16 protein-coding genes are annotated in these 15,620 nt (G+C 57.9%); 5 read left to right on the forward strand and 11 right to left on the reverse strand.

What is annotated here, in order from left to right:
• Window positions 1-109: 109 nt before the first annotated feature.
• Window positions 110-1,000, forward strand: a complete 891-nt coding sequence (locus QLG07_RS13440; protein ID WP_282469424.1) for a dihydrodipicolinate synthase family protein — start codon at window positions 110-112, stop codon at window positions 998-1,000.
• Window positions 1,001-1,068: 68 nt separating this feature from the next.
• On the opposite strand, the gene yjbE is transcribed toward QLG07_RS13440, so the two are convergent.
• Window positions 1,069-1,311, reverse strand: a complete 243-nt coding sequence (gene yjbE / locus QLG07_RS13445; protein ID WP_099753610.1) for an exopolysaccharide production protein YjbE — start codon at window positions 1,309-1,311, stop codon at window positions 1,069-1,071.
• A gap of 427 nt (window positions 1,312-1,738) precedes the next feature.
• Here yjbE and QLG07_RS13450 point away from each other — a divergent pair, with 427 nt between their 5' ends.
• Together QLG07_RS13450 and QLG07_RS13455 are read left to right on the forward strand one after the other, a co-directional pair.
• Window positions 1,739-2,323 (forward strand): methyltransferase, encoded by a 585-nt coding sequence (locus QLG07_RS13450; protein WP_282469425.1) that lies wholly within the window; start codon window positions 1,739-1,741, stop codon window positions 2,321-2,323.
• Between the two features lie 75 nt (window positions 2,324-2,398).
• Window positions 2,399-2,629, forward strand: a complete 231-nt coding sequence (locus QLG07_RS13455) for a hypothetical protein (RefSeq protein ID WP_048917024.1) — start codon at window positions 2,399-2,401, stop codon at window positions 2,627-2,629.
• A 74-nt stretch (window positions 2,630-2,703) separates the two neighbouring features.
• Here the strand turns inward: QLG07_RS13455 and QLG07_RS13460 are convergent, their stop codons facing one another.
• The 3 genes from QLG07_RS13460 to QLG07_RS13470 all read right to left on the reverse strand — a co-directional run bounded on the left by QLG07_RS13460 (window position 2,704) and on the right by QLG07_RS13470 (window position 4,482).
• A complete protein-coding gene (locus QLG07_RS13460) occupies window positions 2,704-3,720 on the reverse strand; it encodes an acyltransferase family protein (protein WP_048917023.1) in 1,017 nt (338 codons plus the stop codon).
• Between the two features lie 113 nt (window positions 3,721-3,833).
• Entirely contained in the window at window positions 3,834-4,082 is a 249-nt protein-coding gene (locus QLG07_RS13465; protein ID WP_282469426.1) for a hypothetical protein, read from the reverse strand.
• A gap of 196 nt (window positions 4,083-4,278) precedes the next feature.
• Complete coding sequence (locus tag QLG07_RS13470) at window positions 4,279-4,482, reverse strand: KTSC domain-containing protein (RefSeq protein WP_048917022.1); 204 nt, start codon at window positions 4,480-4,482, stop codon at window positions 4,279-4,281.
• Between the two features lie 348 nt (window positions 4,483-4,830).
• On the opposite strand from QLG07_RS13470, the gene QLG07_RS13475 reads away from it, so the two are divergent.
• Window positions 4,831-5,025, forward strand: a complete 195-nt coding sequence (locus QLG07_RS13475) for a hypothetical protein (RefSeq protein WP_048917021.1) — start codon at window positions 4,831-4,833, stop codon at window positions 5,023-5,025.
• A gap of 65 nt (window positions 5,026-5,090) precedes the next feature.
• Here the strand turns inward: QLG07_RS13475 and QLG07_RS13480 are convergent, their stop codons facing one another.
• From QLG07_RS13480 to QLG07_RS13510, 7 genes are all read right to left on the reverse strand, one after another.
• The gene (locus QLG07_RS13480) at window positions 5,091-6,668 is read right to left on the reverse strand and encodes an ABC transporter substrate-binding protein (protein ID WP_282469427.1); all 1,578 of its coding nucleotides are present in this window, start codon (window positions 6,666-6,668) and stop codon (window positions 5,091-5,093) included.
• Between the two features lie 145 nt (window positions 6,669-6,813).
• Entirely contained in the window at window positions 6,814-7,479 is a 666-nt protein-coding gene (locus QLG07_RS13485; protein ID WP_048917019.1) for an ABC transporter ATP-binding protein, read from the reverse strand.
• The gene (locus tag QLG07_RS13490; RefSeq protein WP_099753608.1) at window positions 7,472-8,320 is read right to left on the reverse strand and encodes an ABC transporter ATP-binding protein; all 849 of its coding nucleotides are present in this window, start codon (window positions 8,318-8,320) and stop codon (window positions 7,472-7,474) included. Before QLG07_RS13490 ends, QLG07_RS13485 begins: the two co-directional genes overlap by 8 nt.
• A complete protein-coding gene (locus QLG07_RS13495; RefSeq protein WP_133624331.1) occupies window positions 8,310-9,170 on the reverse strand; it encodes an ABC transporter permease in 861 nt (286 codons plus the stop codon). Before QLG07_RS13495 ends, QLG07_RS13490 begins: the two co-directional genes overlap by 11 nt.
• On the reverse strand, window positions 9,167-10,222 hold the full coding sequence (locus QLG07_RS13500; protein ID WP_048917016.1) for an ABC transporter permease: 1,056 nt from the start codon (window positions 10,220-10,222) through the stop codon (window positions 9,167-9,169). Before QLG07_RS13500 ends, QLG07_RS13495 begins: the two co-directional genes overlap by 4 nt.
• The gene (locus QLG07_RS13505) at window positions 10,222-11,790 is read right to left on the reverse strand and encodes an ABC transporter substrate-binding protein (protein WP_282469428.1); all 1,569 of its coding nucleotides are present in this window, start codon (window positions 11,788-11,790) and stop codon (window positions 10,222-10,224) included. Before QLG07_RS13505 ends, QLG07_RS13500 begins: the two co-directional genes overlap by 1 nt.
• A 129-nt stretch (window positions 11,791-11,919) precedes the next feature.
• Window positions 11,920-12,576 carry a CPBP family intramembrane glutamic endopeptidase gene (locus QLG07_RS13510; protein WP_282469429.1) on the reverse strand — a complete coding sequence of 219 codons (657 nt, stop codon included), beginning with the start codon at window positions 12,574-12,576 and terminating at the stop codon, window positions 11,920-11,922.
• A 231-nt stretch (window positions 12,577-12,807) separates the two neighbouring features.
• Between QLG07_RS13510 and QLG07_RS13515 the strand changes: the two genes are divergently transcribed.
• Window positions 12,808-15,393: an EAL domain-containing protein gene (locus QLG07_RS13515; RefSeq protein WP_282469430.1), complete on the forward strand. Its 2,586-nt coding sequence runs from the start codon at window positions 12,808-12,810 to the stop codon at window positions 15,391-15,393.
• Window positions 15,394-15,620 lie beyond the last annotated feature (227 nt).

Here is a 15,620-nt window from a genome sequence, read left to right on the forward strand (position 1 = left end):
ATCAGTATAGGTGACAAGCTCAGTACCAGCCTGTTCCGCATGTGCTGAGCGCGTGAAGTTTCTGCTATCTGTCGTTGTTCACCGTCAGGCGGTGTAATAAGGAGTTTCTGTGGCACTGTTTCAAGGACTTTCTGCTTTTCCCATCACCCCGACTGACGCCGCTGGCGTAGTGGATATCCGCGCGCTGGAAAAACTGCTGCTGCGCCTGAAACATGCCCGGGTCGATTCTGTCGGTTTACTCGGCAGCACCGGTCTTTACGCTTATCTCCGCCGTGAGCAAAAGCAGCGCGCTATTGAAGCGGCGGTGGCCTGTCTGGGGGATATTCCGGTGATTGCCAGCGCCGGGGCGTTGCGTACCGATGATGCCTGCCAGCTGGCTGCCGATGCCGCACAAGCGGGCGCACGCGGTATTTTGCTGGCTCCGGTCTCCTATACGCCGCTGTCTGACGAAGAGGTATTCCAGCACTATGCCGCCGTGGCGCAGGCCAGCGATCTGGCGATCTGTATCTACCATAATCCGGGAACCACGCACTTTACCTTTTCACCTGAACTGCTGCAGCGCCTGGGAACTCTTCCGCAGATTCAGGCGCTGAAACAGCCTGCTCAGCCCGCGACCCGTCGCGATGATGTCAATGAACTGCGCGCCCGCTTTGCCCCGGGTTTTGCCGTGGGTTTTAGCGGTGACTGGAATGCGGGCAATGCCTTGCTGGCAGGGGGCGATCTGTGGTTCAGCGTGCTGGGTGGGCTACTGCCGCAGCACGCACAGGCACTGATGCGGGCGGCTCAGGCGGGGGATGCAGAGCAGGTGGCCGAGCTGAATCAGATACTGGCGCCGATGTGGCAGCTGTTCCAGCGTCTCAGCAGCCTGCGGGTGATGTATGCCGCCGTAGAGATTCTGGGGATTTGCCAGCCTGTGTTACCCCGTCCGTTACTGGGACTGGATCGGGCAGAGCGGCAGGAGATCGAACAGGTGCTGAACGCACTGTTGGATAAAATCTGAGGCGCTAACGGATGAATGGCCTTGCGCTGCATGCAAGGCCATGAGCTGCTGTGCGTGCTAAAATTTAATCAGTGCGCAACCGTTGAGGTTGTCGTTGTGGTGGTGCCGGTGTTCGAGCCATCGCCGCCGCTGGACGTCGCGAGAGCGATACCCAGCAGCGCGGCAACGGCGCCAACGCCAACGGCATTAGAGGTGCCATCAGACATTGACGATGCGCTGCTGCCTGCTGCTTCACCCGCTCCGGTCACGGCCCAGGTACTGCTGCTGCCTGCCAGTAATGCCAGCAATAAAAGTGATTTGACGCGTTTCATATTATTATCCTCGGGCGTTGAGATTCTGGTGCTGCAGAGGAAGCATAATGAGATTTATGGCGAGGTGAAATGGGTGAACAACGGCAAAAATAGCCGCACTCCAGTACCGCTGGATGCTAAAAAGATCCATTAATAACCGGACCTGCTGTGTCATCCATCCCTGTATGCCACGCGTGATAACACGGCGGCAATGCAATAGTGAGATTTTTCCCGCCGCCTGCGCGGTTAACCCTGGCTGTGAAAGATGGCCGTAATAAGCTGGAAATCCACGCTATTTTTCAGAATATCCTCTGATGCTCTCGATCTGGCTGAAAAGCGTGCAATTTTTGCGATTTATCCTGGTTTTAGGGGGATCCTGCAGGTTTTAAGAACTTGTTAACCAAGTTATGGCCTACTGGACTAAGTCAAATTGGCCAGGGGATGAAAGATGTTGTTGACCGCACTGTCGTATATCAAAGATAAAACCGGTTACTTACAAGAGTTTATCGCCGATCCGCGCAAAACCGGGACCATTGCTCCCTCTTCCCAAACGCTGTGTAAAACCATGTCAGACGCCGTCGAATGGCAGCAGTGCCTGCGCGTAGCGGAATTAGGTGCCGGGGAGGGCGTGTTAACCCGCCATCTGCTAAGCAGAATGCGGGCGGATGCCAGCCTGCTGGCTTTCGAAACCAACCCGCGCTTTCATCCGCGCCTGGCATCCCTGCATGACAATCGTTTACAGGTGAGCGGCGAGTCGGCGGAAACGCTGGAGGGGGAGTTTGATGCGATATTTTCCGGCCTGCCGCTGCTGTCGCTGCCCCACGGGGTGCGCCACCGCATTCTGCAGCGTGCCGCCGAACAGCTGAGTGATAACGGCGTGTTTGTTCAGTTCCAGTACACCTCATTATCCGAGCCGCTGCTCTCTGAATACTTCGCCTGGAACCGCACGCGCGTGCTGGCTAACCTGCCGCCTGCATGGGTGTATCGTGGGCACTCACTAACCCGCTTACCCTGGGCCAGCGCGGCTCGCTAATGCGAATGTTCCTACTCTGCCTGGCAATTGTGTCAGATTTGCTATGCTTAACCTTTAGCCAAAGAGGAGGAGAAGATGAGCAGTGAAACAGAAGTGCCGGTTACGAACGAGGAAGAAGTGTGCAATATCATCGGTAAAGCCGTGGTTGACCTCAGCATCACGGGACAACCGGTCAACAAAGCCACGCTGGGCCTGAAGCTGCTGGCAATGGCCGATCAGGATAGCGATGACGAACGTATTTTACTCTACTGGATTGCCCGCAGGGCCATCAATCAACCGCACAAATTTGCGGAGGCAAGGTACTGACTACCTGCCTGTAGCCGGGGCTGCTGCCACCGGAAATACGCGGCCGTTCAGTGATATGCTGGGCGGCCATCGAGTTACACCAGCTTGCGCAGCCACGGCACGCGCATCACCAGTGCAATAATCAGCGAAGAGATAATAAACACTGCCAGCGCTACGGCTGGGATGGTGAACGCCGAGTAATAACCATTGAACTCCACCGCCACCAGGCGCAGCACGCTCTCCAGCACCAGCATATGCACAAAGAAGATACCTACGCTGAGCTTTGCCTGACCGCGAATCGCCAGATTAACGCGCCGGGTAAATTGTAATGGCGCATTCAGCAGCATAAAGAAACAGGCCAGCGCCAGCGTAACGACGGTCGGCGCAGAATAGAACAGAAAAATCCCGTCCGGCCTGCCGATACTGCGCGACAGCGAGTACTCCATCACCGCAGTCAGCACCGCGCTGAGCACGAATATCACCGAGGCGATAGTCACTTTTGGCGCGAGCTTATAACGCCTTACTACGCCACCAATAATATAAAAGCCGGAAAGGTAGACCACCATATCGATATTACTGGGGTTCTGCAGAAGGTGATTTTCCAGCACGCTCTCTTTGAAGTTATCAAACAGCATATAGACCGATGCCAGCGCGAACCAGACGGCGAGAATATAGTTGATGCGCTGCTGGCTGCCGTGTTGAATAAAGGTATTAAGCAGCGGAGTGACCAGGTAAAGCAGAATTAGCGTGTAAATGAACCACAGATGGCTGTAGGCCGGGGTGCTGAGTAAATCCAGCAGGCTAAAGGGTTTTGGGCTGTCATTCACCGTGCGGTCGTAGACAAAATAAATAATTGTCCAGGCCATCAGCGGGATCAGCAAATCCAGCACGCGCGTTTTTAGCGTGCTGAGCAGGGATTCATTTTTATTTAGAGAGATATAGCCCGCAATCAGCAGGAAAAGCGGAAATGAAATTCGCCCCAGCGTGTCATACATCACTGCAACCGACCAGCCGTTATGAAATGAGCCGTAGGGGATCTCTGCGGTGTGCAGCAGGATCACCAAAAAGGTTGCAATCAGCGTAAGTAATTTAATATTGAGGGTTTTCAACAACAGATTCCTTTGCCAGGGCAGCACTGCAAAGTCTCTACAGGCTTCAACTTAGGGTAAATGTAACATACCTTGGTAAAATCCTGCTGTGTTTACCCGTAAAATTTGCCGTCTGTTTAGCTGCGATGCGTTTCTACGGTAATTTGCGCCGCGCAGCTTTCACCGGGTTTGACCACGCGGAATTCTGCTTTGCCCTGATGCACGTAGATACAGGCGCGCCCCGCATCACCGCCATCCTGCTCCTGCGACAGGGATATCGAAAGGGTTTGCGCGCTGGAAACGGCTATCAACCCGCCGTACAGCACCAGCGTGGCGCAGATCAACCGGGCTTTGGTGAGCTTTAATTTACTTTCCGATAGCAACATGGGTGCCCTCCGTGAGCGCAGGCTGTCAATAGGGCTGGCGCTGGAGGCGAGGATCCAGAGCGCAACACCATCAATGAAGATAAACGTCTGGCAATATCGGCGTTAACCGCCCGGCGACTCTATGGGATAACTCTTATTTTGAATGGTAGCAATCCGATGGCGGAAGCGCTGCTGCTTCCGCCCGTGCGCTACGGCATTAATGCTGGGAAAACTGATGCTTAATGTGCTGATAGAAGTAAGACCCCTTAGACGGGGAGGCCATAAAGAAGTGCCATGTTGTCAGAGGAACATCGCAATAGGTCCAGGTACCGTGGCCCAGAGTTTCAACTTCCAGTATGCGCTTATCTGCATCGTAACCCACTGAATGAATTGCGGATGATGCAACGGTCTGTCGTTTCATTTCAACCTCCTTTTATCATCGGTAAGGTTAAAATTTAAGCTGATTTTTGCCCGTTTATCCTGTCAGGGATCAAGAAATTTTATCTTTTGGCACGAAAGGTTAATCGAAGCGGCAGAAAAAAAGGGGGGAAAGGGGGGAGAAAAAATAAGCCTCGGGAAGTGGGAAACCCAGCAACACTTCCTGAGGCCATGCAAATGCATAATTCGTTACAGGAGTTACTTTAGCCGCTTAGCCAAACTTGTACAAGTTTATTTTTCTTTGTACAACTTTGTCCGGCGGGGTAAAAAGCGTGACGAAAAGGGGCCAAACTTGCTAGAGTGCGTTTTTACTGTTTTAGCGGAAATGATTATGTCGAACGAAATTGCCCATCCGTCCAGCAGCCCGAAGCAGGCTGCCTTACAGCTGGTGATTGAACTGGTACGTGCGGGGAAGCTCAGCCCGCTGCAGGGAGATGCATCAAATATGATCTCTATCTACGAGCAGTTTAAAACGCATTTTGAAGCGGATAAACAGAAACACGCCTCGGGTTCAGCCATCTCCTGATCTTCAGCTTTGTTGCGGTCAGCTACGGGGTGCTCCGTAGCTGACGGAGATGACGAGTTATTCCCTCATTGCTTACTTACGCGGTCAAAGTACAGCAGGCTGATACCAATGCCCTGATGTGCCCCCTGAATATTTTTCCCCAGCCCGACAAGTTGTTGCCCCTGTAGCGAGACCACAAACGGTGAATTTTGCTGGATGTCTGTTTGCAGCTGCTGATAAAGCGCCGTGCGTTTTTGCGTATCACTTTCCGCCGCCGCCGCGCGCGTTTTGGCACTCAATTCCGGGATATTCCAGCCAACGCGCCACGCCAGCGTTTTCGGGCCGCCCGCGACGTTATAGGCGAAGGTGCTGGCATTGCTGTTGGCATCAACGTAATCCGCGCCCCAGTAGATAAAGATCGACTGGAAATTGCGGCTGCGCATTTTGCTCCACAGCTCGGACTCGGCGACCGGCTGAATATCAATCTGAATATCCGCTTTAGCAAAGCTCGCCTGCAGCGCCTGGGCAATATCGCTGTACGGCGGCTGGCTGACGACGGTCAGCGCAAAGCGCGTGCCGGGCTTGATCCCGCCTTTCGCCAGGATCGCTTTGGCTTTCGCCACATCGTAGTGGAACGGCTGGTTGGTCAGCGCGCCCTCAAAACCGGCAGGCAGGAACGTTTGATGCACCTGATACTGGCCTTTCAACAGCTGCTGAGAAAGGCTGTTGTAATCCACCAGCCAGCGGGCAGCCTGCCACAGCGCGGGGTTGCCCAGCGCCGGCTGCTGCTTATCCTGGGTATTGAAGCCGAGGTAATAGATCAGGCTGGAGGGGAAGCTGGCGACCTGCACCTTGCCCTGCTTTTGCAGCGTGGCGAACTGGTCGGCGCCCAAATTATAGGCGACGTCGGCATCGCCGCTCTCCAGCAGCAGGCGGCGTGAACCGGCATCGCTGACGTTCTTCAGGATCACCCGCTTGAGACGGGGGGCTGGCTGAGCGTGCGGGTTCTGCTCCAGCACCAGCGCCTGCTGGGGCACGTAGTTGCGGATGCTGTAGGCCGCGCTACCTGCCGAGTGGGTGCGCAGCCAGCCGTTGCCAGCGTCCCGATCCGTCACGTGCTGCTGCACCAGCTTGCTGTCCACTACCGAGGCGACGGGCGAGGTCAGCAGGCGCAGAGCCAGATCGCGCCCAATTGCCGACTGCCAGCGGATCTCCAGCTGATGGTCGCCGCGCCGGGTAAACTGCGCATCCACATTGTCTGGCGTCCAGCCAAACTCCCCGAGGATAAACACCGGGGTTTTATTCAGCTTCACCGCGCGCGTCAGCGAGTAAATGACATCGTCGGCAGTGACGGGATTGCCGCTGGCAAACTTCGCGTCCGCTTGCAGGGTAATCAGCAGGCTGTGCTCGCTGCTCCCCGGCTGCCAGCTGCTGGCCAGCTGCGGCCTGAGCTGACGAGGATCGCTGATATCCGGCGTGACCAGCGTTTGGTAGACGTTACGCAGGCTGCTGGTGCTGACGGTTTCAAAACTCTCCGCCGGATCAAAGCTGATAATCCCGTCAAGCGAGATAGCAACGATCAGCGTATCGGCTGGCGTGGCGGCCTGGGAACCGGGGCTGAGCAACAGGGCGGTAGTGAATAACAGCGGCAGTAATTGGCGCATAAAAAAAGTCCTGAATCGGTTGAGATATCAGGACTATAGAGGTTCACTGCGCGCTTCAGAAATGCCGGATCTGACTATGGTTAGTTGTTTACCACAATATCCTTCAGTAGGGGCCGGGCATGCCCGGCCAGTACGTGAGTCGGGGTCAGCCGACAATACGGCCCTGATCCATATGCACTGCGCGATCGCACATGTGGTCGATAACATCTGGGTCGTGGCTGACCAGCACCATCGTCAGGTTATCCTGCTGCTTGAGCTGATTAAGCAGATTGAGGATCTCCGCCTGCACCGACATATCCAGCGCCGATGTCGGCTCATCCAGCAGCAGGATCTTCGGCTGCAGCAGCAGCGCGCGTACAATCGCCACGCGCTGGCGCTGGCCGCCGGAGAGCTGATGCGGATAACGATCGGCCATTGCCGGATCCAGCCCGACGTGGCGGAACCCCTGATCGATACGATCGTCAATATTATCGCTTTTCAGCAGCTTCAACGGCTCTGCCAGCGTGCGGCGCAGGCGGTGCCGGGGATGCAGCGAGGCATAGGGATCCTGAAACACCATCTGCACGTCGCGGCGCAGCTGTCCGCTGAAGGCTTTGCCAGGCTGGGCGTGATGCCCGGCCAGCTGCATCTCACCGCGCCAGTGCGGATTCAGCCCGGCCAGCACCCACAGCAGCGACGACTTGCCGCAGCCGGAAGGGCCAACCAGACCAAAACACTCACCCGGCGTGACCGAGAGCGAAACATCATGCACCACGGTGCGCAGTTCGTAGCCCTGCTTATGGGCCACGCTCAGCTGGGATAATTCAATCATGGGAACGCCCCTGCGCCAGCGCGGCGCGATCCAGTACCGGCAGCGGTTTGCCGTGCGTTGACTTATTCGGGCGGCAGGACCACAGCGTACGGGTGTAGGGATGCGTCGCGTGCGGCAGCTCTGCAGCGGGCAGCGTATCGAGGATCTCACCCTGATACATCACCATCACCCGCTCGCAGTGCTCCGAGACCTGCTGCAGATCGTGGCTGATCAGCAGCAGGCCCATATTGCGCTGCTCGACCAGATTACGGATCAGCGCCAGCACCTGATCGCGCATCGCGTGATCGAGCGCGGAGGTCGGTTCATCAGCAATCAGAAACTGCGGCTCGGCGATCAGCGCGATCGCCAGCATCACGCGCTGGCCCATGCCGCCGGAAAGCTGATGCGGATAGCGCTTCATCTGCTCGGCAGGCTGCGGCAGCCCCACGGCGGCCAGCATTTCACACACTTTCTCTTTGATCTCAGCGCGGGAAAAACGGCCATGCAGCCTGAGCGGTTCCGCCACCTGCCAGCCAATGGTGCGCATCGGGTTGAGGGCGTATTTGGGGTCCTGCATCACCATGCCGAGGCTGCTGCCGCGCAGCTGGCTCCAGCGGCGCTCATTTAGCGTCAGGCCATTTTCGCCGGCGATGCTGAGCGTGCGCGCCTGCAATTGCAGGGAAGGGGCCAGCAGCCCCATCAGCGCGCGGGCGGTGAGGGATTTGCCGGAGCCGGATTCGCCGACCAGCGCCACGCGTTCGCGCCCCAGCGTAAAGCTGATGTTTTTCACCAGCTCAGCGCCGCTGGCCGCGCTAATTTTCAGGCTTTCAGCCACGATTTGCGCAGAAGAATCAGTTGCCATTTCGGGTATCCAGTCGGTCACGCAGGCCGTCGCCTGTCAGATTAAAAGCCAGGCTGGCAAACAGGATGGCGCCACCGGGAACGGCGGCGACCCACCACTGGTCAAAAATCACCTTGCTGCCTTCGGCCACCATCGAACCCCATTCGGCGGTAGGCGGCTGAATGCCCATGCCGAGGAAGCCCAGTCCGGCAGCCGAAAGGATAATGCCGCCGAGGCTAAGCGCGGCGCGCACCACGGCAGTGGGGAGGCAGAGCGGCAGGATATGGCCGAACATCAGGCGCAGGCCGTTGATGCCCTGCATCCGTGCGGCGGCCAGATAATCACTGCGGCGCAGGGCCAGGGTTTCGGCACGCGCCTGGCGGGCGAACGGCGGCCAGCTGGTCAGCGCCAGCGCCAGCGCACCGTTCATCAGGCCGGGGCCCATCATCGCCACCAGCGCCAGCGCAATCACCAGATTCGGCAACGAAAGGAAGATATCGGTAATGCGCATCAGCACGCGTTCGCTCCAGCCACCAAGATAGCCAGCGCTGATGCCGATCAGCATCCCCACCGGAATAGTCAGCACCAGGATGAGCGCGACCAGCAGCAGGGTCGGGCGCGCACCGTAGATCACGCGCGACAGCAGGTCGCGGCCAAAGCCATCGGTGCCGAGCCAGTGGCTGGCGGAAGGCGGCATCAGGCGCACCGCCATCTCCTGCGCGTTCGGGTCAAACGGTGCCAGCAGCGGAGCAAACAGCGCGGCGAAGATCAGCAGGCCAACCAGGCTCAGGCCGACCATGAGCGTAATATTGCGCCGCGTTTTCACTACGCGCGGCTGGACGCTTTCAGCATCGGGAAGAGAGTGCGTCATCGGGTTCTCGGGTCGGTCAGGTAAGTGAGTGCATCCGCCAGCGCATTGATGGCAATAAAACAGCCGCCAATCAGCAGGGTGGAGCCGAGGATAGCCGGGGTATCCGAAGCGAACAGCGCCGTGGTCATATAGCGCCCTACGCCCGGCCAGGCAAACACGGTTTCGGTCAGCACCGACCCTTCCAGCAGCGTGGCATAGGAGAGGGCCAGCACGGTGATCAGCGTGCCGCGCACGTTAGGGAAGATATGCAGCAGCAGAATGCGCGTGCGTCCGGCCCCTTTAGCGCGCGCCAGCGTCACGTACTCTTTGCTGCTCTCTTCCAGCAGCGCGGCGCGCAGCAGGCGGGTAATGGTCGCCATCGACAGCAGGCCAAGCACCACCACCGGCAGCCACAGATGCGCAATCGCATTGCGGAACATTTCCGGGTCGCCGGAGAGCCAGCTATCAATCAGTACCAGCCCGGTTTTCGGTTCGAGGGTGTAGATCCAGATATCGTCCAGCCGCCCCGGCCCGGCTGACCAGTGCAGCACGGCGTAAAACAGCAGCAGCCCGAGCAGGCCGAGCCAGAACACCGGCACCGAATAGCCGAGCAGCGAGATCATGCGGGCAATATTGTCCAGCAGGCTGCCCGGTTTCCACGCCGCCAGCAGTGCCAGCAGGATGCCAAACACGGCACCAAAAATCATCGCGCAGGTCGCCAGCTCAATGGTGGCGGGGAAGGTGCGCAGCAGATCGCTGGCAACCGGCTGATTGGTGATGCTGGAAACGCCGAGATCGCCGCGCAGCAGATGTTCCAGATAGTGCCAGAACTGGACCGGCAGCGGCTGATCCAGGCCGAGACTGGCGCGCACCTGGGCGTAGGTTGACTCGCTGGCGTGATCGCCGGCGATCTGCAGCACCGGGTCAACCGGCGAAAGATGAGACAGGGCAAAGGTAAACACCAGTAGCCCAAGCAGGGTAACCACCAGCGAGAGCAGGGCGCTGAGCACCCCGCCGCTGCGGCGCAACAACAGCCGGGCGGAAGGCCCGGCTTGTGAGACTGATGACGCCATTACTTGGTGACCTGGCTGTAATAAACCATATCCGGGTTAATACCCTGCACGTACCCTTTCAGGTTATCGCGCAGCGCCACCAGATTCTTTGCCTGCATGCCGATGACATACGGTGAGTGCTGCTGCACTTCACGCTGCATGTTCTGGTACAGCTCAACGCGTTTCGCCTTATCGGTTTCCGCGGTGGCGGCCAGCGTCTGCTTGCTCAGCTCAGGAATGTGCCAGTTAGAGCGCCAGGCCAGGGTTTTGCTGCCGTCTTCCGGGTTATAGGCAAAGGCGGCAGCGTTGGTGTTTGGATCGAAGTAGTCGGCGCCCCAGGCGTTCAGCGTGGCTTCATACTGATGCGCTTTCACCCGCGTGGCGACTTCTGAACTGATGCCTGGCTGCACGTCCACTTTGATGCCGCCCTTCGCGAAGCTGGCCTGCAGTGCCTGGGCGATATCCAGGTACGGCGGCTGGTTGCTGGTCGACAGCTTGAAGCTGACGTTGCTCAGGCCGGCTTTCTTCAGAATGGCTTTGGCCTTCTCCGGGTCATAGATAAACGGGTTGTCGTTCAGCGCGCCGAGGAAGCCTTCCGGCAGGAAGGACTGATGCACCGAGAACTGGCCTTTCAGCAGGTCGTTGGCAATGCCCTTGTAATCGAACAGATAGCGCGAAGCTTCCCACAGCGCCGGGTTTTTCAGGACCGGATTGGCATCGATATTAAACTGAATGTAATAGAGCGATGCCATCGGTACCGCAAGGGTTTTCACGCCCGCTTTGTCTTTCAGCGCGGCCATCTGATCGGCGCCGAGGTTACGGGCAATATCCGCGTCGCCCTGTTCCAGCAGCAGGCGGCGTGCAGCCGGCTCCGGCACGTTCTTGATCAGCACGTTTTTAAGTTTAGGCGCACCGGCCGGCGAGGTCGGGTTGGCGCTGAACAGCACCACTTCATGCGGGATGACTTTACGGATCTGATACGGACCGCTGCCCGCCGAATGCGTGGCCAGCCATTTGTTGCCGAAATCGCCTTTTTGTTCGTTGGCCATCACGGTTTTTTCATCCACGATGGAGGAGACCGGCGCGGCCAGCAGGCTTAGCACGTAGGTCGGGCTGACGTCGGCGCTCCAGCTCAGCTGGACGTGGTTATCATCAATTTTCTTCAGCTGAGCGTCGACGTTATCTTTGGTCCAGCCGAGCTGCGACAGAATAAATGACGGGTCGAGGTTCAGTTTGATCACGCGCGACAGCGAGAAGATCACATCTTCCGGGCGCAGTGGGTTGCCGGAGGCGAACTTAGCGCCTTCACGCAGGGTAAAGGTCATGCTGCGGTTATCTTTACCCGGCGTCCAGCTGGTGGCCAGCGTGGGTTTCAGGTCGGTCGGATTTTGCGGGTCGGACTGCACCAGTCGCTGATAGAGGTTAGTAAATGCCTGTACTGAGGTTAGTTCGAAGCCGTCAGCCGGGTCGAAGCTGCTGGCATCATCAATAGACTGCGCAATAACCAGCGTGTCTTTAGGTGTCGCGGCCGCTGCGGCGAAGGACGCCGCCAGGGCCAGAGCGATAACAGAGGGAACTGCAAATTTCATGACGTTTCCTTGCCTTACGTTTTTTCGCGAGTGTAAGTGAACAACCGATAAGAACAATAGTAGATTATTCACTATCGTTATGCGTGAAAGTTATAAGGATGATGAAACGGTTATAAAACTGAACAATGCCTAACGACCGAGCGTGGCCCAAATCCAGGGCGCGACGCCGAGCAGGTTATTCAGCATATGCAGGAAAATCGGCAGCTTCAGGCCAGAGGAGACCAGGCGGGCGGCGCACAGCAGCAGGGATAGCGCAATCAAGGCAATCACCGTTTGCAGATGGGCGTACTGGGTATGCATCGCCGCAAAGATAATGGACGTCAGCAGGGCGCAGGCCAGGCGCTGGCGCGGAGCCCACAGCAGGAAGCCCTGCAGAATAAAACCGCGAAACAGGATCTCCTCAAACACCGGGGCCAGTAAAACCACCGCCAGGGTGAACCACAGCATGCTCAGATTACCCTGGCTTAACTGGCTGGCGGTCCAGCTCTCCTGCTGCATATACAGCGACTGGCTGGCAATAAGAGCCAGCAGCAGCACGGCGAACAGCAGCACTTGGCGCGGCTGAAGTCTGCCGCGCGGGATGTCATGGTAATGGCGGTTATACCAGCGATATACCGGCACCAGTACGGCAAACTCCAACAGGCACAGCACCGGCATCAGTAGCCCGCGGCTTTTCAGCGCCTGCAGATTGGGGAAGTGAGCGACCAGCAAAGTAATCGCATACCAGAGAATAAACACCCCGGCACACAGCAGGGTGTGAGTAACTCTGTCGGTCGATGATGTCATGAGGGACCTGCTACTGGCACGGATCCCGCCATGTTAACAAGCGACTTTTAGGCTGTCGAGCCGCGTGATTATTCACCATTGCATAAAATTTTCTCAATTGTTCAGTTTTACTGCCGATATCCGTTATTGGAACTTTTTGGGAAACAGGCACTGACGTCACACTGACAGCGCCCCAGCAGTAACAAACGGACAGGGAAGCGTTCGTACGCCGTATTATTAAGGGGCATGACTATGAATCATCCACCGGTACTGACGGGGGAATTAGCGGATGGGCAAAAAGCGGCATCGGCAACGCGGCGCACTCTGATGGCGCTGGCGCTGCTGCTGAGCAGTGCGTTGTTTTTAGCCATGCTGATGGTTGTTGGCGTGGCGTGGCAGCAAAATCAGGAATCGGTCGATCAGGAAGGGGCGCTGCTGCGTGATGCCTGGCAGCAGCAGCGCCAGTCGCTGGAAACTCACCTGCGCGACTACGCTTTCTGGCAGGAAGCCTGGCTGCATATGTACCTGACGATTGATCCTGACTGGGCGTGGAACCAGCAGAACCTTGGCCCCGGCCTGTTTCGCGAACATCAGTATGATGGCGTCTTCGTTATCGACGTGGACGATCGCACGCGCTATGCCGTAGTGGATGGCCAGCTCTCCTCATTTACGCTGGAACAGTGGCTGGGAACCCAGGCGCAGCCGCTGGTGGAGCAGGCGCGCTTGCAGCAGCGCCACCAGCATGTCATCAGCGAAAGTATCATGATTGGCGATACGCCGGCGCTGGTGGCCGCCGCACCGATCACCCGTGGCAAAATGCCGCATGAGGCCACGCTCTCCGCCACGCCTTCCGTCATGGTGTTTGTTTACCTGTTTACGCCCGATAAGCTAACAGCATTCGGCCATGCGGTTGGGGTCGATAATGCCCGCGTGCCGCAGGATCAGCAGGATCGCTACACCACGCCATTTATCAGCCAGGAGGCTAAAACCGGACCGGCACTGGTTCTGCGCTGGGATCCCAGCCAGCCGGGGCGCAAGCTCCTGATGTATTTGCTGCCGCTGCTCGCCTTTGTTGCGCTGATCCTCGGCGTGGTAACGCGCCGGGTGATCAATAATGCGATGGATAATGCCCTGCTATCGGATACGCGTTTCCTGCAGTTGATGTACAGCCAGCGTGAACTGGCCGCCAGCGAGGCGCGCTTCCGTGACGTGGCGGAAGCGGCCTCAGACTGGATTTGGGAAACCGATGCCGCCGGGCGTCTGACCTATCTGTCAAAGCGCTTCACCGTGGTCACCGGGTTTGGTCTGCTAACCTCCATCGGGCGGCAGCTGGATGAGATCCTCCAGCATGCAGAGCTGCCGGTCAGTACGTGGGTGAAGCAGCAGCAGGCTGGCGGCGCGCGCAGCCAGTTACGCTGCTATCTGCATTCTCAGCATCGCGGGCGACGTATCTGTAGTCTGGTCGCGAAGCCGATCATGCTGCACGGCAAGCTGCTGGGCTATCGCGGCACGGTGTCCGATATCACTCTGGAAGTGGAAGCGCAGGCGCGGGTTCACTATCTCTCGCAGCATGATGTGTTAACCGGCTTACCGAATCGGCTTTTTATGCAGGAGTTTCTGCAGGAGCAGCTGCAGGCGTTGCCGGGGCTGGACTATCCGCTGGTGATGATCAGCCTGGACCTTGACCATTTCAAACCGATCAATGATACCTGGGGACACGCGGCGGGCGACAGCGTGCTGGTGGAGGTGGCCCGCCGTCTGCGCAGCTGCATGAGTGCGGGGGATCTGGTTGCACGGCTTGGCGGCGATGAGTTTATTCTGGCGACCACCGGGCTGCTGACCCGGGCCGAAATTGAGAGCTGCTGCCAGCGCCTGCTCGACTGCCTGCACCAGCCGTTCCACGTTAATTCGCAGGAGCTGTATATCGGCACCAGCCTCGGCATCGCCATGGCGCCGGACGATGCCATGCAGCCGGATGAACTCCTGCGGCTGGCGGATATCGCGCTCTATCAGTCGAAACAGCAGGGGCGTAACCGCTGGGTATTTTATACCGGCGATATGTCGCAGCACCTGGCGCAGCGCAGTGAAATGGAGCGCAATCTGCGCCGGGGCATTGGTGGGGATGAACTGCGCCTGCACTATCAGCCGCGCTATCATCTGCAAAGCGGGCGGCTGGAAGGGGCCGAGGCGCTGGTGCGCTGGCAGCATCAACCCGGGCAGCTCATCCTGCCGGACAGCTTTATACCTCTGGCAGAAGAGACCGGGCTGATTATGGATATCAGTGACTGGGTGCTGAATCGCGCCTGTCGGGACGCCGCCAGCTGGCCCGGCGAGCTGTGCGTCTCTGTGAACATCTCGCCAAAAGAGTTGCGCAACGGCAGCCTGCCGCTGCGCGTCGCGGCGGCGCTTGAGCAGAGCGGCTTAGCGGCAGCGCGGCTGGAGCTGGAAATTACCGAAAATATCACCATGGAGCACCCGGAAAGCGCGCTGGAGATCATGCACCAGCTGAAAGGGCTGGGGGTAAAAATTGCCGTGGATGATTTCGGCGCGGGCTTTGCATCGCTCGGCTATCTGAAAAAATTCCCGTTTGACGCCATGAAAATGGACCGTTCGTATCTTGATGGCTACCCGCATTCGCGCCAGGCGCAGTCGATAGTCGAGGGAATTATTGGCCTGGGGCGCGCATTTTCACTGATTGTGACGGCGGAAGGTATTGAAACGGAAGAGCAGCTGGCGCAGCTCAGGCTGATTGACTGTCAGCAGGGGCAGGGATATTTACTGGGTAAGCCGATGGCGCTGGAGGCATTGCGTGGATTGATGGATAAAACCGTCAGCTGACACGCGCCTCTGCGTCAGGGCAGAGGCGGGTGAGGTTTAGCGGACGCGTACCGCAACCAGCGTCATGATGACGGCAAAAGTGACAAAGATAGCCAGTTCCATAAGATTCTCCTCTGTGGGATTAGTCCTAAAATTATAATGTAAGGCTGGCTAAATTATGAACGATTCGTGCGCAATATCACGGTATCACCTGGCAGCTTTATGCCACCACGCACTGCTCATTTGCG

This window comes from Erwinia sp. V90_4, assembly GCF_029967685.1.
GTDB lineage: Bacteria > Pseudomonadota > Gammaproteobacteria > Enterobacterales > Enterobacteriaceae > Erwinia > Erwinia aphidicola.

What these genes read in the sequence shown, in the direction of transcription:
- yjbE (WP_099753610.1), bottom strand. Translation starts at nt 1,311, where the DNA reads ATGAAACGCGTCAAATCACTTTTATTGCTGGCATTACTGGCAGGCAGC.
- QLG07_RS13450 (WP_282469425.1), top strand. Translation starts at nt 1,739, where the DNA reads ATGTTGTTGACCGCACTGTCGTATATCAAAGATAAAACCGGTTACTTA.
- QLG07_RS13455 (WP_048917024.1), top strand. Translation starts at nt 2,399, where the DNA reads ATGAGCAGTGAAACAGAAGTGCCGGTTACGAACGAGGAAGAAGTGTGC.
- QLG07_RS13465 (WP_282469426.1), bottom strand. Translation starts at nt 4,082, where the DNA reads ATGTTGCTATCGGAAAGTAAATTAAAGCTCACCAAAGCCCGGTTGATC.
- QLG07_RS13470 (WP_048917022.1), bottom strand. Translation starts at nt 4,482, where the DNA reads ATGAAACGACAGACCGTTGCATCATCCGCAATTCATTCAGTGGGTTAC.
- QLG07_RS13475 (WP_048917021.1), top strand. Translation starts at nt 4,831, where the DNA reads ATGTCGAACGAAATTGCCCATCCGTCCAGCAGCCCGAAGCAGGCTGCC.
- QLG07_RS13480 (WP_282469427.1), bottom strand. Translation starts at nt 6,668, where the DNA reads ATGCGCCAATTACTGCCGCTGTTATTCACTACCGCCCTGTTGCTCAGC.
- QLG07_RS13485 (WP_048917019.1), bottom strand. Translation starts at nt 7,479, where the DNA reads ATGATTGAATTATCCCAGCTGAGCGTGGCCCATAAGCAGGGCTACGAA.
- QLG07_RS13490 (WP_099753608.1), bottom strand. Translation starts at nt 8,320, where the DNA reads ATGGCAACTGATTCTTCTGCGCAAATCGTGGCTGAAAGCCTGAAAATT.
- QLG07_RS13495 (WP_133624331.1), bottom strand. Translation starts at nt 9,170, where the DNA reads ATGACGCACTCTCTTCCCGATGCTGAAAGCGTCCAGCCGCGCGTAGTG.
- QLG07_RS13500 (WP_048917016.1), bottom strand. Translation starts at nt 10,222, where the DNA reads ATGGCGTCATCAGTCTCACAAGCCGGGCCTTCCGCCCGGCTGTTGTTG.
- QLG07_RS13505 (WP_282469428.1), bottom strand. Translation starts at nt 11,790, where the DNA reads ATGAAATTTGCAGTTCCCTCTGTTATCGCTCTGGCCCTGGCGGCGTCC.
- QLG07_RS13510 (WP_282469429.1), bottom strand. Translation starts at nt 12,576, where the DNA reads ATGACATCATCGACCGACAGAGTTACTCACACCCTGCTGTGTGCCGGG.
- QLG07_RS13515 (WP_282469430.1), top strand. Translation starts at nt 12,808, where the DNA reads ATGAATCATCCACCGGTACTGACGGGGGAATTAGCGGATGGGCAAAAA.